The organism is Pseudomonas sp. AFG_SD02_1510_Pfu_092, assembly GCF_003331055.1.
Classification (GTDB): domain Bacteria; phylum Pseudomonadota; class Gammaproteobacteria; order Pseudomonadales; family Pseudomonadaceae; genus Aquipseudomonas.
On record NZ_PUQD01000005.1, the window covers coordinates 65,606 to 84,988 of the forward strand.

At 64.2% G+C, this 19,383-nt stretch carries 11 protein-coding genes; 1 reads left to right on the top strand and 10 read right to left on the bottom strand.

Going from position 1 to position 19,383, the window contains the following annotated elements; all coding sequences use genetic code 11:
* Positions 1-18: 18 nt before the first annotated feature.
* The 5 genes from C6A77_RS04065 to pip all read right to left on the bottom strand — a co-directional run bounded on the left by C6A77_RS04065 (position 19) and on the right by pip (position 7,007).
* Positions 19-816, bottom strand: a complete 798-nt coding sequence (locus C6A77_RS04065) for a transporter substrate-binding domain-containing protein (RefSeq protein WP_114168175.1) — start codon at positions 814-816, stop codon at positions 19-21.
* A 235-nt stretch (positions 817-1,051) separates the two neighbouring features.
* Positions 1,052-3,625: a glucans biosynthesis glucosyltransferase MdoH gene (gene mdoH / locus C6A77_RS04070; protein ID WP_114168131.1), complete on the bottom strand. Its 2,574-nt coding sequence runs from the start codon at positions 3,623-3,625 to the stop codon at positions 1,052-1,054.
* Positions 3,618-5,339, bottom strand: a complete 1,722-nt coding sequence (locus C6A77_RS04075; protein ID WP_206605914.1) for a glucan biosynthesis protein G — start codon at positions 5,337-5,339, stop codon at positions 3,618-3,620. The genes mdoH and C6A77_RS04075 overlap by 8 nt, the downstream gene beginning before the upstream one ends.
* A gap of 262 nt (positions 5,340-5,601) precedes the next feature.
* Complete coding sequence (gene dtd, locus C6A77_RS04080) at positions 5,602-6,039, bottom strand: D-aminoacyl-tRNA deacylase (protein ID WP_013974555.1); 438 nt, start codon at positions 6,037-6,039, stop codon at positions 5,602-5,604.
* On the bottom strand, positions 6,036-7,007 hold the full coding sequence (gene pip, locus C6A77_RS04085; RefSeq protein WP_114168133.1) for a prolyl aminopeptidase: 972 nt from the start codon (positions 7,005-7,007) through the stop codon (positions 6,036-6,038). The genes dtd and pip overlap by 4 nt, the downstream gene beginning before the upstream one ends.
* Before the next feature lie 148 nt (positions 7,008-7,155).
* On the opposite strand from pip, the gene C6A77_RS04090 reads away from it, so the two are divergent.
* A complete protein-coding gene (locus tag C6A77_RS04090; RefSeq protein ID WP_114168134.1) occupies positions 7,156-12,696 on the top strand; it encodes a DUF6543 domain-containing protein in 5,541 nt (1,846 codons plus the stop codon).
* Positions 12,697-12,723: 27 nt separating this feature from the next.
* Here C6A77_RS04090 and hutG read toward each other — a convergent pair whose 3' ends face one another.
* The 5 genes from hutG to hutH (C6A77_RS04115) all read right to left on the bottom strand — a co-directional run bounded on the left by hutG (position 12,724) and on the right by hutH (C6A77_RS04115) (position 19,382).
* Complete coding sequence (hutG, locus tag C6A77_RS04095; RefSeq protein WP_114168135.1) at positions 12,724-13,527, bottom strand: N-formylglutamate deformylase; 804 nt, start codon at positions 13,525-13,527, stop codon at positions 12,724-12,726.
* A 10-nt stretch (positions 13,528-13,537) separates the two neighbouring features.
* Positions 13,538-14,743 (bottom strand): imidazolonepropionase, encoded by a 1,206-nt coding sequence (gene hutI / locus C6A77_RS04100; RefSeq protein ID WP_114168136.1) that lies wholly within the window; start codon positions 14,741-14,743, stop codon positions 13,538-13,540.
* 16 nt (positions 14,744-14,759) lie between these two features.
* Positions 14,760-16,163, bottom strand: coding sequence for an amino acid permease (locus tag C6A77_RS04105; protein ID WP_114168137.1), 1,404 nt, complete (start codon positions 16,161-16,163; stop codon positions 14,760-14,762).
* A 140-nt stretch (positions 16,164-16,303) separates the two neighbouring features.
* Positions 16,304-17,836 carry a histidine ammonia-lyase gene (gene hutH / locus C6A77_RS04110; RefSeq protein WP_114168138.1) on the bottom strand — a complete coding sequence of 511 codons (1,533 nt, stop codon included), beginning with the start codon at positions 17,834-17,836 and terminating at the stop codon, positions 16,304-16,306.
* 13 nt (positions 17,837-17,849) lie between these two features.
* The gene (gene hutH, locus C6A77_RS04115; RefSeq protein ID WP_114168139.1) at positions 17,850-19,382 is read right to left on the bottom strand and encodes a histidine ammonia-lyase; all 1,533 of its coding nucleotides are present in this window, start codon (positions 19,380-19,382) and stop codon (positions 17,850-17,852) included.
* Position 19,383: the final 1 nt, after the last annotated feature.

The window sequence follows — 19,383 nt, forward strand, 5'->3', positions numbered from 1 at the left end:
GGGCTTTTGGCCTGGGCCTTATTCCATTTCCTTCAGCCAGTCCTTGTTCTTGAACCACTTGTCGTGAATACGATCGTAGGTCCCGTCGTGCTTGATCTGGTGCAGGAAGTTGTTGATGAAGTTGATGCTGTCGTAGTCGCCTTTCTTCAGGCCGAAGGCCAGCGGCTCGTAGGTGAAGGGTTCTTCGAGGAACAGCAGCTTGCCGGCGCCGGCCTTGTCTACGGCTACCACGTTGTAAGGTGCGTCGTAGACGAAGGCATCGGCCTTGCCGTTGACCACATCCATCACCGCTTCCTGCTCGTTGTCGTAGCCGTGGTACTTGGCTTTGCCGATCAGCTTTTTCGACACCATTTCACCGGTGGTACCAAGCTTGGAAGTCAGGCGGTACTTCTCGTTGTTCAGGTCCTTGTACGACTTGATCTCGCCCGCCAGTTCCTTGCGGATCAGCAGGGTCTGGCCAACCACGATGAAGGGTTCGCTGAAGTTCAGGCGCAGGTTGCGCTCCTGGGTCAGGGTCATGCCGCTGCCGATCATGTCGAACTTGTCGGTCAGCAGGGCCGGGATGATGCCGTCATAAGCGGTGGAAACGGCCTCGAACTTGACGCCCATCGACTTGGCCATGGCTTTGAGGATATCGACTTCGAAGCCGATGATCTCGCCACGCTTGTTGGTCATCTGGAACGGCATGTAGGTCGGGTCCATGCCCACCCGCAGGGTGCCGCGCTTGACCGCTTCATCGATGGCGCCGGCTTGCGCCGCTGTCACGGCGACCAGGGCGGTGACACCGACCAGCAGTCGCGAAAGGTATTTCTTGATCATCACCAAGTCCCCTGGCAAGAAAAGTAGCGAATCTTATTGTTGGCACGACCGTACTGGCCGATGCGTCGTATCGGAGAGGGATGCTAACGCATGGCGGCCCGGGGACCTAGAGGCGGGGGGGACTTTGTTGGCCAAAATCGGTGGAAGCCCTGAAAAGCTTCGCGGGCATGCCCGCTCCCACAGGGACTGTGAAATACCCTGTGGGAGCGGGCGTGCCCGCGAATTGGCCCGATCAGGCGCCGACGAGTGCCGGCTGGCCTTCATTCTCCGGATGCAGCGGCAACAGCGGCGAATGCGGGTCGTTCTTGATCGATGCGCGCCAGACGTTGATCCACGCCGCGTTGTGCTCGGCCCAGACCTGCTCGTGCAGGCGGGTCAGCGCCACCGGGTCGCTGAGCAGGGCCAGGCGGGTGTTGAGGTCCAGCCCTTGCGGCCCGACCTCCATCGCCTTGGCCACACGCTCGGCGCGCAGTGCCTCGATCGGTGCGGCCTGGCCATGACGGGCCGTGGCCATGGCGCAGGCCAGGGCGTTCTGCCGCGGGTCGACCACAGCCCGCACGAAACCGTCATGCAGGGCATGCCAGCGGTTTTCGTGGGTGTACTGGTCGGTAGCCAGCAGCTCTGGCGGAGTGGCGTATTCCTCGGGGATGAGGAACAGCTTCTCGTCCTTGGCCGCCAGGCCCAGGCGGGTGCGGCTGGAAATCACCGACACCGGGATCGACAGCACCAGCGAACCGACGATCGGCGCCAGCCACCACAGGAAGCTCGGGTTCAACCAAGCCACCAGCGCCGCCCAGGCAAGGCCCAGCAGGGTCTGCGGGCCATGCCGGCGCACCGCTTCGCTCCACGGCGTGGAGTCGTCGTCACGCTGCGGCGAGTTCCAGGTCGCGGCCCAGCCGAGGAACGCGGCCAGCACGAAACGGGTGTGGAAAATCATGCGCACCGGTGCCAGCAGCATGGAGAACAGCATCTCCATCAGCATCGACAGGGTAACCTTGATGCGCCCGCCAAACTCGGTCGCGCCCTTGGCCCAGATCAGGATGACACTGAGCAGCTTGGGCAGGAACAACAGCACGATGGTGGTGGAGAACAGCGCCACGGCTTTTTCCGGGTGCCACTGCGGCCATAGCGGGTAGAGCTGGTACGGCTCGATGAAGTACTGCGGCTCCATCAGCGTGTTGGTCGCCAGCAGCGCGGTCGACAACACCAGGAACAGGAACCACAGCGGCGCCGACAGGTACGACATGACCCCGGTGAGGAACACCGCGCGGTGCACCGGGTGCATGCCCTTGACCAGGAACAGGCGGAAGTTCATCAGGTTGCCGTGGCACCAGCGGCGGTCGCGCTTGAGCTCGTCGAGCAGGTTCGGCGGCAGTTCTTCATAGCTGCCCGGCAGGTCGTAGGCGATCCACACGCCCCAGCCGGCACGGCGCATCAGCGCGGCTTCGACGAAGTCGTGCGACAGAATGGCACCGGCGAACGCACCCTTGCCCGGCAACGGCGCCAGGGCGCAGTGCTCGATGAACGGCTTCATGCGGATGATCGCGTTGTGGCCCCAGTAGTGCGACTCGCCCAGCTGCCAGAAGTGCAGGCCGGCGGTGAACAGCGGGCCGTACACGCGGGTGGCGAACTGCTGCATGCGCGCGTACAGGGTATCCATGCCCGAAGCTTTCGGCCCGGTCTGGATGATACCGGCGTCCGGGTTGGCCTCCATCAGGCGCACCAGGCTGCTCAGGCATTCGCCGCTCATGACGCTGTCGGCGTCGAGCACGACCATGTACTTGTACTCGCCGCCCCAGCGACGGCAGAAGTCGTCGAGGTTGCCGCTCTTGCGCTTCACCCGGCGCCGACGGCGGCGGTAGAAGATGCGGCCGAAGCCTTTGGTTTCGCGGCATACGTCCAGCCAGGCCTGTTGCTCGGCGACGGCGATGTCGGTGTCGTTGGTGTCGCTGAGCACGAAGAAATCGAAACGGTCGAGGTTGCCGCTGGCGGCCACCGACTCGAACGTTGCGCGCAGGCCGGCGAACACGCGCGGCACGTCTTCGTTGCAGATCGGCATCACCAGCGCGGTACGCGCCTCGGGCGCGATCGGCTCGTTGCCTGCACTGCTACCCGAAATCTTGTACTTGTCGCGCCCGGTGAGCAGCTCGAGGAAGCCCATCAATGCGGTCCAGAAGCCCGCCGAGACCCAGCAGAACAGGATGCCGAAGAGGATCAGGATGGACGTCTGCAAGGCATACGGCCACACCTGCACTACGGTGTCCCACAGCGGCTGGTTGACGATTTCGTCGAATTCCACGAACGACCAGCCCTGGTACGGCAGGATGCCCTTCATGTACCAGCCGGCGACGATGGTCTGGCCGATCATCAGCGCCAGCAGGATGTAACGGCGGATCGAGCCGACCGTACGCCAGCGTGCCGGTGGCAGCTCGCGCTTGGGTGGCTGAGGTGCGTTGGTGCGGCCGGTCATGCGTCGCCACATGCGGACCAGCACGTTGGTGCGCCACGGCTCGGGCACGACCTTGGTGCGCTTGATCGGCGGGGCGATCTTCAGGCACAGGCGGCCGCTGCCGTCGACACCGAGCATTTCGGCGTCTTCCAGCTCGGCGGCGCTGCCTACGGTCAGGCGCGGGCCTACCGAAGCCTGCACGGCCTCGGCAGAGCTGGCGGCCGGGTTGGCCGCCAGGCGTTGGTGCAGCTCACCGAACGAGGTGCAGCTGGCGAGTTCCGCCCGTTGCTCGTCGCTCAGTGGTAGGTGGGCCAGGTACTCGCGAAGCGATTCCGGCCTTGCGCTTGAGTTACTCATCGGCAGGCAACTGATAGCTCCAGGTCTCGGTCAGCACCTTCTCGGTGGTGGCCGGGGTCCCGTTGGTGGGCGCCGCATCGGCGGCAGGTTGTTCGGCCTTGGCGGCTTTGTCGGCCTTGGCTGGCTTGGCTGCAGCCTTGTCCTGCTTGGCGTCCTTGGCAGGCTTGGCGGCTTCGACCGGCACGTCACGCACCAGCGCGGCACGCATTTCGGTCGATTTGTTGGCTTCCTTGACCTTCAGACGCAGGGTCAGGCGCCAGCCCTTGGTCTCAGGGTTATAGCGCAGGTTGTTCTCGACCACCTCGGCGTTGTCGCCCACGCTGATCTGGCTGCGTACGGCGGCATCTTCCGGCAGGGCGGCCAGCGCCGGGCCGGCGAAGTCGACCAGGAAGGCTACGCTGCCGTCTGGCTGGCGGATCAGGTTGGACTGCTTGACGTCGCCGGTGGAACGCAGGGTCTGCTTGACCCAGCCCAGTTCAGGGGCCTGAAACTTCGGCTCGTCGATGGTCCAGTGCAGGCGGTAGGCGTACTCGAACGGCTTGCCTGGCTCAGGCAGCTTCTCCGGGCTCCAGAAGGCCACGATGTTGTCGTTGGTCTCGTCGGCAGTCGGGATCTCGACCAGGTCGACGGTGCCCTTGCCCCAGTCACCCTTCGGCTCGATCCAGGCGCTCGGGCGCTTCTGGTAGTTGTCATCGAGGTCTTCATAGTCGCTGAAGGCACGCTGACGCTGCATCAGGCCGAAACCACGCGGGTTCTCGACGCTGAAGTTGCTCACGGCCAGGTGTTTCGGATTGTTCAGCGGGCGCCACAGCCACTCACCGTTGCCGGCATGGATCGACAGGCCTTCGGAGTCGTGCAGCGCCGGGCGGTAGTTGAGGACCTTGGACGGCTGGTTGGGGCCGAACAGGTACATGCTGGTCAGCGGGGCGATGCCCAGGCGGCTGACATGGTCACGCAGGAACACGCGGGACTGCACATCGACCACGGTGTCATTGCCCGGGCGCAGGGTCAGCTTGTAGGCGCCGGTGGAGCGCGGCGAGTCCAGCAGGGCGTAGATCACCAGGTGCTTGTCGGCCGGCTTGGGCTTCTCGACCCAGAACTCGGTGAAGCGCGGGAACTCCTCGCCCGACGGCAACGCGGTGTCGATGGCCAGGCCACGGGCCGAAAGGCCATACACATGGCCTTTGCCGACCACGCGGAAATAGCTGGCGCCAAGCAGGGTCATGATCTCGTCCTGCTTGTCGGCCTTGTTGATCGGGTACAGCACGCGGAAACCGGCGTAACCGAGGTTCTTGGTGGTTTCCGGGTCGTGTGGCACGTCACCGAACTCGAAGCGGCTCGGGTCGTACTTGATTTCCTCGACCTTGGTGGCGGTGACCTCGTTGATCTTCACCGGCGTGTCGAAGTGCATGCCCTGGTGATAGAACGACAGTTTGAACGGGGTCTTGTCCTTGGCCCACTCGGCCTTTTCCTGCAGGAAGTGGATCTTCTGGTAATCCGCGAACTTCATGTCACGGAACACCGCCGGCAGGTTGCTTTTCGGTGTTTCATACTTCTGGCCGGCCAGATCCTTTGCCTTGGCTGCAACATCGTCAAGATTGAATGCCCACAGCTGGCCCGCGCTCATCAGGCCGACCAGTGCCACACTGGCCATCAGGGCCTTGCGCAGCCCGGTGCCGGGGATTCTTGATGCTTTTTGGGGACTAACAATCACGAGCAACCCTCGCCGAAAACAGATCATGAAACCAACGGCCAGCTACAAATGCCGGGTTGGCGAGCACTGTTCGGACCCCGTGAGGGCGTAATGATTCCCCAAACGGATCCAGACAATGCTCGAGTCAGAGTGAAACGAACCTGCGAACGCAGGCCCATGCAGCGCGCGATTATCCAGCAGGTCGCGTTACAACGCATCAGGCTGGAACAACTATTTATCGTACAAAACCCCTTGTTTTCCTGTGAACAGGGGGTTTTTGACCTCATATTTGTAACATAAATGTTACCGGGCCATCATTGACCAGATGCACCTGCATGTCTGCGCCGAATTGCCCGCTTGCCACATCGGCGTGGCGGGCCTTCGCCTGCTGCAAAAGATAGTCGAACAACTCGGCGCCGAGCGCCGGTGGCGCCGCCGTCGAGAAGCTCGGGCGCATGCCGTTGCGGGTGTCTGCCGCCAGGGTGAACTGCGACACCAGCAACAAGCCACCGCCGACATCCTTGAGCGACAGGTTCATCTTGCCCTGCTCGTCGCTGAACACCCGGTAGTTCAACAGCTTGTGCAACAGCTTGTCGGCCTGCTCGCGGGAATCTTCAGGCTCGACGGCTACCAGCACCAGCAAACCCTGGTCGATGGCACCCACCACCTCCCCGGCGACCTCTACCCGCGCGCCGCGCACGCGCTGCAGCAAACCCCTCATGCTTCTTCCAGGGGCAGGTCGAGCAGGCGCCGTGCCATCTGGTCGGCGGCACGCACCAAGGCATCGGTGATGCCCGGCTCGGAAGCCGCGTGGCCCGCGTCGCGGATCACCTTCAGTTCGCTGTTCGGCCAGGCCTGGTGCAGCGCCCAGGCGTTGTCCAGCGGGCAGATCACATCATAGCGACCATGCACGATCACCGCCGGCAGGTGGGCGATTTTCGGCAGGTCGCGGATCAACTGGTCCGGCTCGAGGAAGGCGTTGTTCATGAAGTAGTGGCATTCGATACGGGCGATCGACAGCGCGCGCTGCGGCTCGGAGAAGCGATCGACCACCAGCGGGTTCGGGCGCAGGGTGGCGGTACGCCCTTCCCAGGTGGACCAGGCCTTGGCTGCGTGCATCTGGGCGATCTGGTCGCTGCCGGTCAGGCGCTTGTGGAATGCCGTGACCAGGTCACCGCGCTCTTCCGGTGGAATCGGCGCGATGTAGTCCTGCCAATAGTCGGGGAACAGGCGGCTGGCACCTTCCTGGTAGAACCACTGGATCTCCTGCGGACGGCACAGGAAGATACCGCGCAGGATCAGGCCATGCACCCGCTCGGGGTGGGTCTGGGCGTAGGCCAGCGCCAGGGTCGAGCCCCACGAGCCGCCGAACAGCACCCACTTGTCGATCCCGAGGTGCTCGCGGATACGCTCCAGGTCCTCGACCAGGTGCCAGGTGGTGTTGTTCTCCAGGCTCGCATGCGGCGTGGAGCGGCCACAGCCGCGCTGGTCGAAGGTAATGATGCGGTACAGCGTAGGGTCGAAGTAGCAGCGGCTTTGCGCGTCGCAACCGGCGCCCGGGCCACCGTGGATGAACACCACCGGCAGACCTTCTGGCGAGCCGCTTTCGTCGACATACAACACATGCGGCGCTTCCACGGCCAGATCGTGCCGGGCGTAGGGTTTGATCTGCGGGTACAGGGTCTGCATTGCGCACTCCGTGTGAGGATTATTCGGCCGTGGGCCATCATAAACCCGAATCGCGCTCAGAGCATGTGTATAAGCAAGATCATCTTATGTGCAGGCCGCAGACACGGCTCATTAGCATCGGCGGAACTCTGTCAAAGCGAGGTTCCCCATGATCGACCCGAGCAGCCCTTCAACGACCGCCCCTGCACTCCCCTATGAGCTTGTCGCCAGCAAGTTACCCAACTGGGTTGTCGATGCTTCGCCAGCACAGCGACAACTCATGCGCGCCACGGCGGCCCGGCGCGACCCTGGAATCGAACGCGCATGCCAGGAAAACCCGGAGGTTGCCCAGGCGCTGGTACAGACCTATGGCCACCACCTGCAAGCCGAGGCCAGGCTGAAGGCTCTGCTGGCGACAGTGCCGCAACTGCAGCAATACGCCACAAGCCTGCTATCGACAGCGATCAGCGAGCGCTTCGGCAAGACGATCGATGTTTCGCGAACTTACCTGATGAACCTGAGCCGGGCTGCAACCTTCAAGCAGGCGCTCTCCAGCCCTGGCGACGATCCGTTCGCAACCTCCTCCCGCGCGCTGAAGCTGGCGACTCAATCGTTGCTGCACAGCGCCTTGCAGAACTTCGAGGCTTACGAGGCAGAGCCTGGCGGCTTGAGCGCCGGCAGCAACGAATCCGCCATCCTTGACCGCAATGACGTCAGCCTGCACTCCACAGCAGCCAAGCTGCCCATCGTCGCAGAGGACTTCGCGGCGCTGGCACGCGAGCTGGATATCGGCGGCAAGTACCAGGTGCTGCTCGATTCGCTCGACCCTCCTGCCACCCACGCTGATGCCGAGACTGTTCGCTCAGTGTTCGCTGCAGCAGAACGCTCCACTTTCCACTTTCATGTCCACCAGGCCCTTCTCCTTGGCAAGATCGACAAAGCCATCCATGAAACACTACTCAAGCTCGACAGCGACAGTAAGGCCGAACACGACGGGCTCCCGGTGCTGTGCGCCAGTGTCGAGCTGCTGCACGCTTCGCTCACCGGCGCCATGGCGATTGGCCTCGATACCCGCATCCCAATGGGCGCCGGGCGCTTCCCGCCCGATTCTGCATTCCCCCTTGGTGGCTGGCTGGTGCTCTACCTCCCAGGCCTGCCCGAGCCGCTGAGCCAGCACGCCTCCAGGGCCGATGCTGAGGCGTTCCTGCTCGAACAGCTGCCAGCATTTCGCGGCGCTGCGGGCCTGCAACTGATACCAGAGCGGCACAAGCACGCTTTTCTCGACAAGCTCGCCGACACGCTTGAGCCTTATACCTGGGTCGCGAGCGGGCAGTACCAGAAACGCATGCCCGACCCCAATGCACGGGTCACCCTGCATGTGCACCCTTTCACCCAGCCTTTTCTTGAACAACGAGTCACTCAACGACAACAACGCCTGAGGCATGATGGCCTTTTTCATGCCGTGCCAACGGCAACGCAGGACGACCAGGCTACCCAGCGGCTGCTTGGCTATTTCAAGGCCATCGCGTTCACCGGCTTGAACATAGCGGGTCTTTTCATACCGCCGCTAGGCGCCGTGATGTTCAGCGTAGCGGTAGTACAACTGGCCCACGAAACGTTCGAAGGTATCGGCAGCTGGCTCGACGGCGACCGCCAACAAGCGTTCGACTATTTGATGGATGTGATAGAGAACGTCACCATCATGACCGCGCTCGGCGCAGCCGCCACCGCTCAAGGCCGCCCCGTCGTCGAGCGGATACCGGTTGAGACACCGTCCTTCATCGAAGAACTGGAGCCCGTCGAGCTGCCCAACGGCGAAAGCCGTCTGTGGAAGCCCGACCTGGCCCCCTTCGCCCACGACCGGGTGCTGCCGGCTGGGCTCAAGGCGGACGAATCCGGCCTGTTCCACCACGCTGGCAAAACCTGGCTGGCCGTCGAGGACCGGGTGTTTTCGGTCAAGCAGGCAGGCAATGGCTATCACCTCGAACACCCGGCCCGCCCCCAGAGCTATCAACCAGCGGCCTTGCATAATGGTGCCGGTGCATGGTTGCTGGAAACCGAACAACCGCTGACCTGGAGCGCCTCGCGCCTGTTGCGCCGCATGGGTCACCTGAACGCGCATTTCGACGAAACGACCTTGCAGCGGATACTCGAAGTCAGCGATCTCGACGAAGACGTCCTGCGCCGCACCCTGGTGGAAAACAGGCGGCTGCCCGCCTTGTTGCAGGACACCCTGCAGCGTTTCAGGCTGGATCGGGATATAAAGGCGATGAACCCCGACTGGCCAGTCGACAGGCTGAACAGCGAGTTCCTGCGCCAGTATCGCTCGCTACCCGGTAGCCAGGCCCCGCAGGCACGGTTGATTCGGCGTGTCTATCCCGGCCTGCCAGAGCCCGTGATCGAGGAGTTGCTACAGCATGCCTCTGCCGCTGAGCTTCAGCTACTGAGTGAAGGCAAGATACCAAGGCGGATGGGTGAAGAGGCGCGCCTCTACCAGCAGCAGGTGCGCCTGGCGCGAGCCTGCGAGGGGCTTTACCTGGACACGGTCCGCAGCTGGGATGCCGACCGGCTGATCCTGCATACGCTTGGGCAAATCCCCGAATGGCCAGCGCACATGATCATCGACCTGGAACACCATGGTCAGCTGCCGGCAGACAGCATGCGTACAGGCGATGCCAGCGGCGAGCCTCACGCCAGCATCCTCAGTACCCAGGCTGGCTACATCGTACTCGACAACACCACTGCGACTGCCTCGGAGCGGGTTCATGATTCCCTGCACGGCGCACTTGCAGCGGCCATGCCTGCCTCGCTGCGCCAGGCACTCGGGATTACAGATGTGGAAAGCGCCCAGGCACTCAAGCGGATATTACAAGCGAGGCCGCTGCCGGGCCGCGCGCAGCTGAGACAGGTGTTGCGCATGCAGCCTGTGCGCCCGGGCTACCAATCGCCGATGCGCCTGGCCGACGGCCGCCTGGGCTACTCGCTGGGAGGTGGGGGCGGAGCCGGCAGCTACATCAGAAGGCCCAGCTTGTTGCGCATGATCAACCAGCTAGGCCTGCCGCGGCACGCGTCCAATACTGCTGCAGACATACTCAACACCCTGGAGCAGAGGGGGTTGAGCCTGCGCCAGATAAACGATCAGTTACTGGACCTGGGCCGAGAGCGCAATACCCTGGCTCGCTATCTGGACGCATGGCAAACCGCCCAGCCCGGCTCGGAAGGCAACGCGGAAGCGATCCACTCGCTGCGCGAACGGCTCATGCAGTGCTGGTTCGACCATGCGCCACAACTGGAAAATGTCGAATCGCCAAGCCTGCGTCTGGAGAATGTCTCAATGGACACTTTCCCAGCCAATCTGCCCGCTTTTTTTGGCGAACGGGTCACCCGTCTCGAGCTGATTTCCCCTTTCTACGACAGTGCCATGGGTATGCAGCGACGCCAGCGCAGCCTCACAAGACTGCTGGAGCAATTTCGCGGCTTGCGCTCACTGGATATTTCCCGGACCACCGAAGAGGATGAAGCAAGCGTCAGAGCACCCCACCATACCTTGCACGCGATCACCGTGAACCTCCCTGACCTGGAATCGCTCAGTCTGTCCAATCAGAACCTGACCTTGGCCGGCCAGGATTTCGAGAGGCTGCGGGGTATGCACCGGCTGCGCCGATTAATCCTCGATGGCAACCGGATTTCGCCGTTCGCGATCGAGGAATTCGGAGGATTTACGCTCGACTACCTCAGCCTTGAACGCATGGCGTTGGATAGCTGGCCCCAAAGCCTGACTCAACGAACCTTGCGGCAAATCGGTGAAATTTCACTTCGCAACAACCAGATCCGATCATTGCCCGGTTTTCTCATCGGTAACGAGCAATCCACCCTCACGCATACCGTCGTTCACCTGGAAGGAAATGACATCCTGGACGATCAGCTGCTGCGCATCCTGCTCAGTCACCAGGGCAGCCCTGAACGCATCCACTTCGATCGTTCGCCTTCCCTGAACGAGCGCATGCGCCCCTACACCGAGCAACGCGAGCAATTGCACGAGGCCACCTACCGCTGGGCGAATGCCTCGAGCTCGACGGCGCCGCTGAGCCCGGCGACCCTGGCGATGCGCAATCGCATCGCCATGACCCTCAACGCTTACTGGCATGGTGTGGAACTGGGTTCGCGGCGCCCGCTACGCCTGGCGAACATCGCACTGGATCAGTTTCCTCCGCGGCTACCATCGTTCTTTCAGTTGCAGGTCCGCGCGCTGTCCATGGAGCGGACCAGCGGCACGGCTGCGCAACTGAGTGCGTTCTTCCAACGCTTCAGCTCAGTGGAAGTGCTCAGCCTCGGCAACCACCTCGAACCGAACCAGGCACTCGCCTCGACCCTGCTGCACCTGCCGCAGCTCAGCTACCTTTCCCTGAATGAAATGGGCCTGACGATCGATAACCAGATACTCGCCATCTTCGGCCAACTGAGCAATCTGCGCACGCTGGAACTGTCTGGTAACCGCCTGGGCGACATCACCCAAGTGCCGGAAGCATTGCACAACCTGCGCCGCCTCGACCTGAACAACATGGGCATCAGCCAGTGGCCCACCTGGGTGGATGCCCTGCTACCACTGGAACTGCTCGACCTCAGCGAGAATCAGCTGACCGAGTTGCCCGAACACATCCTCAACAACCCGGATACCAATGCTCAGGTAACGTCGATTTCGCTGTTCGACAACCCACTCAGCGCCGAGACCGTGGAGCGGGCAAGAAGGTCCTCCGCGACCCAGCGGCGCTTCACCTTCGCCTTCAGCCCGTCTGCCGATGCTCCCGCCGGAGGGCACCTGCATGACCCCATACCCATCGACACTGAGGACCGGCCAGACCTGGCCCGATGGTTGCTCGGCACACCGGTGCAGAATGAAGCCCTGCGCGATGCCTGGCAGCAACTCAAACAGGCAGGCGATGCCAACAACCTGCTGACGTTCGTGGGGCGCCTGCAACAGTCGGCGCCCTATCGCAATGGCGACACCCGCGCGGCATTTGCCGAACGGGTGCGCCTGGTGCTGATCCGGGCGCTGGTCAGCCAGGAAGAGCGCGCGTTGTTCGATCACATTGCCCAGGAAGGTCTGGTACAGCAGGACACTGGCAACCAGACCTGCCACGACGGCGTCCTGCTGGTCTTCCAGAACCTGGAGTTTCTCATCGCCGATCGACGGCTGCTCAGCGACCATGCCGACACCGAGCAAATGCTGTATCACGAGCTCAGGCGGCTTTACCGCCTGAGCCGGCTGGACGAAATTGCCCGTGACAGCGCCGGTGAACGCGACGAGGCAGAAGTACGCCTGGCTTATCGCCGAGGTGCGAACGAACCCTTGAAGCTAGGTGTACCCAACGACAACATGCTCTTCGAGGCTTTCGCCGATGTCAGTCGCAATGAGCTGACCAGCGCGATCGAGCACGTGCTGCAGGATGAACAGGGCGAGGGCTTCCTGGAATATGCCGTGAACAGTCAGGAATGGGGGCGTTACCTGCGTCACATCTATGCGGAGCGGTTCAACGCCATCGAGCAGACGTACCAGGCGAACGTGATCGACCTGCCCAGCCATTATCCGGAAGACACCCCCATCGAAGATCTGGCTAGCGAGTTCGATGCGCTGCAACGTATAAGGACCGAGCAGGAAAGGCAGCTGATTCGCGAACTCACCCAGCTCGCCAACCCCGATCGAATCTGACGATTGCCCCCAAAGCGCGATACCAGGCTAAACGCCGTATCGCGCTTTTCCCCAGCCCAGCGCAGCAGCCAGCAGCTGCGCCAGCACTTGTTGAGTGTGCGCCGCCAAGTCCTCGCGGTAGGCGAACGGCTCGACCTCATTCATGTAGGTACTCTGCGCCAGTTCCAGCTGCACGGCATGGACATGGTTGGCCGGGTCACCATAATGCCGGGTGATATGGCCGCCCTTGAAACGACCGTTGAGCACATGGCTGTAGCCTTGCGCTTGCCCGCACACACCTTGCAACCGCTCGGCGAGGGCCGGATCGCAACTGGCGCCGTTGAAGGTGCCCAGGTTGAAGTCCGGCAGCTTGCCGTCGAACAGGTGCGGGATCAGCGAACGAATCGAGTGGGCGTCCCATAGCAGTGCGTAGCCGAACTGCTCACGTAGCCGCGCCAGCTCGCTCCGAATCGTGTTGTGATAGGGCCGCCAGATGCCTTCCAGATAACCCTGGCGCTCTTCGGCGGTCGGCTGCTGCCCTTGCTTGAACAGCGGCTCGCCATCGAACAGGGTCGACGGGTAAAGGCCGGTGGTGGCGCCGGCATACAGCGGCTTGTCATCGTCCGGGCGGTTCAGGTCGATGACGAAGCGCGAGTATTCCGCCGCCACCACGCTCGCGCCCAGGTCACGGGCAAAGTCATACAGGCGCGGGATGTGCCAGTCGGTGTCGGGCAGGCTGCGCGCCGCCTCGACCAACCCGTTGTCCACCGCCGGCGTCAGTTTCAGCCCCGCGTGGGGCATGCTGATCAGTAGCGGCAGGTGGCCCTGGTGAAAACTCAGTACCTTGTCCATCGTGCCTCTCTCAGTGGGTAATCTCGAGGCCCTTGCGCACCACGCGCTTGGGCAGGTCGCCACCCAGCCAGTAGGCCAGGTCGGCGGGGCGTTCGATCTGCCAGGCGACGAAGTCGGCGACCTTGCCCACCTCCAGCGAACCATGGCTGGCGCCCAGGCCGAGTGCCGTGGCGGCGTGCACGGTAACGCCGGCCAGGGCTTCTTCCGGGGTCATGCGGAAGCAGGTGCAGCCCATGTTCAGCATCAGGCGTAGCGACAGCCCTGGCGAGGTGCCGGGGTTGAGGTCGCTGGCCAGGGCAATTTTCACGCCATGGCGGCGCAGCGCGTCCATCGGCGGCAGCTGGGTTTCGCGCAAGAAGTAGAAGGCGCCGGGCAGCAGCACGGCGACCGTGCCGGCCTTGGCCATGGCGATGGCGTCTTCCTCGGTCATGAACTCGAGGTGGTCGGCCGACAGCGCCTGGTAGCGCGCCGCCAGGCTGGAGCCGTGCAGCGACGACAGCTGTTCGGCATGCAGCTTGACCGGCAGGCCCAGTTCGCGCGCCTTGATGAACAGCCGCTCGACCTGGGCCGGGGAGAACGCCAGGTGTTCGCAGAAAGCATCCACGGCGTCCACCAGGCCCTCGGCGGCCAGGGCCGGCAGCATTTCGTCGCAGATGTGGGCGATGTAGTCATCGGCCCGGCCAGCGTATTCCGGCGGCAGGGCGTGCGCAGCCAGGCAAGTGGCCCGCACTGCCACCGGCAGCTCGTCGGCCAGGCGCCGGGCCACGCGCAGCATCTTGCGTTCGTTGGCCAGGTCCAGGCCGTAGCCGGACTTGATTTCCAAGGTGGTCACGCCATCGCGCATCAGCGCCTGTACCCGCTGGCGGGCACTGGCGAACAACTGGTCCTCGCTGGCCGCACGGGTGGCCCGCACGGTGCTGGCGATGCCACCGCCCTGGGCGGCGATCTCGGCATAGCTCACGCCCTGCAGGCGCTGCTCGAATTCGCCGCTGCGGTTACCGCCGAACACCGCGTGGGTGTGGCAGTCGATCAGCCCCGGGGTGACCCAGGCGCCGGCCAGGTCCACCGTACGCGCGGCGTCGCCCGACGCCAGTTCGGCGCGCGGGCCGATCCACTCGATCAGCCCGCCATCGGTGACGATGGCGGCATCCTCGATGGCCGCGTAACGGCCTTCGGCCATGGTTGCCACATGGCAGTGCTGCCAGACGGTTCTCATACACAGACTCCTGTTTTTAGCGGTGCAGCTCGGCCGGTTGCGCTGCCGGCTGGCCCTGCCCTGCGCGCGGCTTGCACCACAGCAGGTAGGACGCCACCAGGAACACCACCCAGACCACGCCGACGAGCAATGCCGCCTGGGTATCGGGGAAGTAACCGAGCACGCCGAAGATGAACACCATGAACGCGATGGCCATGGCTGGGCCGTAAGGCCAGAACGGTACCGGGAACTGCAGCTGGGCCACCTGCTCGCGGCTCATGCTGCGGCGCATGGCCACCTGGGTGAGCAGGATCATCAGCCACACCCACACGGTGGCGAAGGTAGCGATCGAGGCGATCAGCAGGAACACGTTCTCCGGGATCAGGTAGTTGAGCAGCACGCCAATCAGCAGCGCAGCGCCCATCACCACCACGGTCATCCACGGTACGCCGTGCTTGGACAGCTTGCCGAAGCCGCGTGGCGCGTGGCCTTGCTGGGCCAGCCCGTACATCATGCGGCCGGCACCGAAGATGTCACTGTTGATGGCCGAGATCGCCGCGGAAATCACTACGACGTTCAGCACGGCGGCGGCAGAGCCAATGCCCAGGTTGCTGAAAATCTGCACGAACGGGCTGCCCTGGCTGCCGATCTGCGGCCATGGGTACAGGCACATCAGCACCAGCAGGGTGAGCACGTAGAACAACAGGATGCGCAGCGGCACGGCGTTGATCGCCTTGGGGATGACCCGCTGCGGATCCTTGGCTTCACCGGCAGTGACGCCGATGATCTCGATGCCGCCGAAGGCGAACATCACCACGGCAAAGGAGGCGATCAGGCCACCCACGCCATTGGGCATGAAGCCGCCGTGGTCGAACAGGTTGCCGATGCCCACCGCCTGCCCGGTGCCGACCTGGCTGAAACCGAAGGCCATGATGCCGAGGCCGGCCAGGATCATCGCCACGATGGCGCCGACCTTGAGCAGCGACAGCCAGAATTCCATTTCGCCGAAGACCTTGACGTTGCACAGGTTGAGGCCGCCGATCAGGAAGACGATGCCCAGCACCCAGATCCAGCGGGCCACTTCCGGGAACCAGAAGCCCATGTAGATGCCGAAGGCGGTGACATCGGCGATGGCGACGATGACCATCTCGAACGCGTAGGTCCAGCCGAGGATGAAGCCGGCCATGGGGCCGAGGTAAGTGCTGGCGTAATGGCCGAACGAGCCGGCAACCGGGTTGTGCACGGCCATTTCGCCAAGCGCGCGCATGACCATGAACACGGCGGCGCCACCGATCAGATAGGCCAGCAGCACGGCCGGGCCGGCCATCTGGATGGCCGAGGCGGAGCCGTAGAACAGGCCGGTGCCGATGGCGGAACCGAGGGCCATGAAGCGAATGTGGCGCGCACTGAGCCCGCGCTTGAGACCTTGAGCTTGTTGCATGTCACGTCCTTGAGTTGTTTTTGTGGTCGTGAGGTCAGGGGCTGCCTTGCAGCCCATCGCCGGCAAGCCAGCGCCCACAAATACCTTTCCTGTGGGAGCGGGCGTACCCGCGAAGGGCCGCGCAGCGGCCCCCCGGGGCATTACAGGCTTGGCAGCACACCCGCCGGCAGCAGGCTGGTCAGGCTACCCTTGGCCAACAGTTGCATGGCCTTTTCGATGTCTGGCGCGAAGAAACGGTCACGGTCGTAGTGCGGCACTTCGCTGCGCAGCGCCTGGCGCGCCTGCTCCAGCTTGGCCGAGGTCTTCAGGCCCTTGCGCAGGTCCAGGCCCTGGCAGGCACCGAGCCATTCGATGGCCAGTACGCCACGGGTGTTTTCGGCCATTTCCCACAGACGCTTGCCGGCAGCCGGGGCCATCGACACGTGGTCTTCCTGGTTGGCCGAGGTCGGCAGGCTGTCGACGCTGTGCGGGTGCGACAGGGCCTTGTTCTCGCTGGCCAGCGCAGCCGCAGTGACCTGGGCGATCATGAAGCCGGAGTTGACCCCGCCGTTTTCCACCAGGAACGGCGGCAGCTGGGACATGTGCTTGTCCATCATCAGCGAGATGCGGCGCTCGCTGAGCGAACCGATTTCGGCGATTGCCAGGGCGATGTTGTCGGCAGCCATGGCCACCGGCTCGGCGTGGAAGTTGCCGCCGGAGATCACGTCACCTTCGGCAGCGAACACCAGCGGGTTGTCCGACACGGCGTTGGCTTCGATGCCCAGCACCTCGGCGGCCTGGCGTAGCTGGGTCAGGCAGGCGCCCATGACCTGCGGCTGGCAGCGCAGCGAGTACGGGTCCTGGACCTTGTCGCAGTTCTTGTGCGACAGCGACACTTCGCTGGCATCGCCCAGCAGGTCACGGAAGCAGGCCGCGGTGTCGATCTGGCCGCGCTGGCCACGCACTTCATGAATGCGCGCATCGAACGGCGAGCGCGAACCCAGTGCGGCTTCCACGCTCAGGCCACCGCACGCGATGGCGGCGGCGTACAGGTCTTCGGCCTGGAACAGGCCACGCAGGGCATAAGCGGTGGACGCCTGGGTGCCGTTGAGCAGGGCCAGGCCCTCCTTGGCAGCCAAGGTCAGCGGCTCGAGGCCGGCCACCGCAAGGGCTTCAGTGGCCGGCAGCCACTGGCCCTGGTGGCGGGCCTTGCCTTCGCCCAGCAGCACCAGCGACATGTGCGCCAGCGGCGCGAGGTCGCCGGAGGCACCGACCGAACCCTTGAGCGGGATGTGCGGATAGACCTCGGCGTTGACCAGGGCGATCAGCGCATCGATGACCTTGCGGCGGATACCGGAGAAACCACGGCTGAGGCTGTTGATTTTCAGCACCATGATCAGCCGCACCAGGTCGTCATCCAGCGGCGCGCCGACACCCGCGGCGTGCGACAGCACCAGCGAGCGCTGCAGGTTTTCCAGGTCGTGGCTGGCGATGCGGGTCGAGGCCAGCAGGCCGAAACCGGTGTTGATGCCGTAGGCGGTACGGTCTTCGGCGATGATTTGCTCGACGCAGGCAACGCTGGCGTCGATGGCCGGCGCGGCGCTGGCGTCCAGGCTCAGGTGCAGCGGCGCCTGGTGAATGCGGCGCAGCTGGGCCAGGGTCAGCTGGCCAGGGATCAGGTTCAGGGCTTCCACGTAGAGTCTCCTTTCAATTGTTCAGGGCCGCGCCGGCAGCACGGGGCTGCGGCGCGGGCGAGGATTTCAGCAGGGCGGCGGCGCGGGCGATGTCCGGGGCCAGCCAGCGGTCTTCGAGGTACGCCGGCACCTGCTCACGGAGCAAGCGCCAGGCGGCGTCGGTGCCAGCGCCGAAACGCTGGCCCTGGAAAAATTCGAACGCCTGGGCGGCCAGCAGGTACTCGATCGCCAGAATCTGGAAGCAGTTCTCCAGCACCTGGTGCAGCTTCAGCGCGGCGTTGGTACCCAGGCTCAGGTGGTCTTCCTGCAAGCCGGAGGTGACGTAGTTGTCGAGCACCGCCGGTTGCGCCAGCTGGCGGTTCTGCGCGCACAGCGAGGCAGCGACGTACTGGGCGATCATCATCCCGGAGTTCACCCCAGGGTTGCTGACCAGAAACGCCGGCAGGCCGCTGACCAGCGGGTTGACCAGGCGGTCCAGGCGGCGCTCGGCAATCGCGCCGATCTCGGCCATGGCAATCGCCAGCAGGTCGGCCGCCATGGCCACCGACTGGCCGTGCGGGTTGGCCTGGGAGACCACCCGGAAGTCATCCGGTGTGCCCAGCAGCAGCGGGTTGTCGTTGGCGCCGTTGAGCTCGGCCTCGATCTGCTTCTGCACATGCGCCAGCTGGTCGCGGGCGGCGCCGTGCACCTGCGGGATCGAGCGAATGCTCAGGGCGTCCTGGGTACGCATGCCTTTGCTGGCGGCGATCACTTCGCTGTCGGCCAGCAACGCCCGCAGGTTATTGCCCACCACCTGCATGCCCGGGTGTGGCTTGAGGGCAATGATCTCGGCGTCGAAGGCGTCGATCTGGCCGCGCAGCGCTTCAAAGCTCATGGCGCCGATCACGTCGGCCCATTGCAGCAGCCGGCTGGCATCGTCCAGGGCCAGGCAGGCCAGCCCGGTCATGCAGGGCGTGCCATTGACCAGGCACAGGCCGTCCTTGGCGCCCAGTTGTACCGGCGCCAGTCCTTCTTCGGCCAGGGCCTGGGCGGCATCGACAACCTGCCCACGGTAGCTGACCTTGCCGATGCCCAGCAGGCACACGCCGACATGCGCCATGTGGGTCAGGTAGCCCACCGAACCCTGGGACGGCACCTGCGGGGTGATGCCGTGGTTGAGCAGTGCCAGCAACGCCTCGACCACGCTGCGCTGGATGCCGGACTTGCCGTGACTGTAGTTGCAGATGGCCGCGCAGATGATCGCCCGGGTCTGCTCGTCTGCCAGTGCCGGGCCGACGCCGCAGGCGTGGCTGAGCAAGGTGTTGCGCGACAGCTGGCTGAGCTGCTCGCCCTGCAGCGAGACATTGCACAGGGCGCCCAGCCCGGTGTTGACGCCATAGGCGCGTTCACCGCTGGCGACGATATGGCGGACGATCGCCTGGGCGTTGTCGATGCGTGCCCAGACCTGCGCTGCCAGCACAAGGCGCGCGCCCTGGCGGGCGACTGCGGCAATGTCCTGCCAGCGCAGGGCTGCGCCGTCGAGGATCACCGTTTCGACCTGCGACATG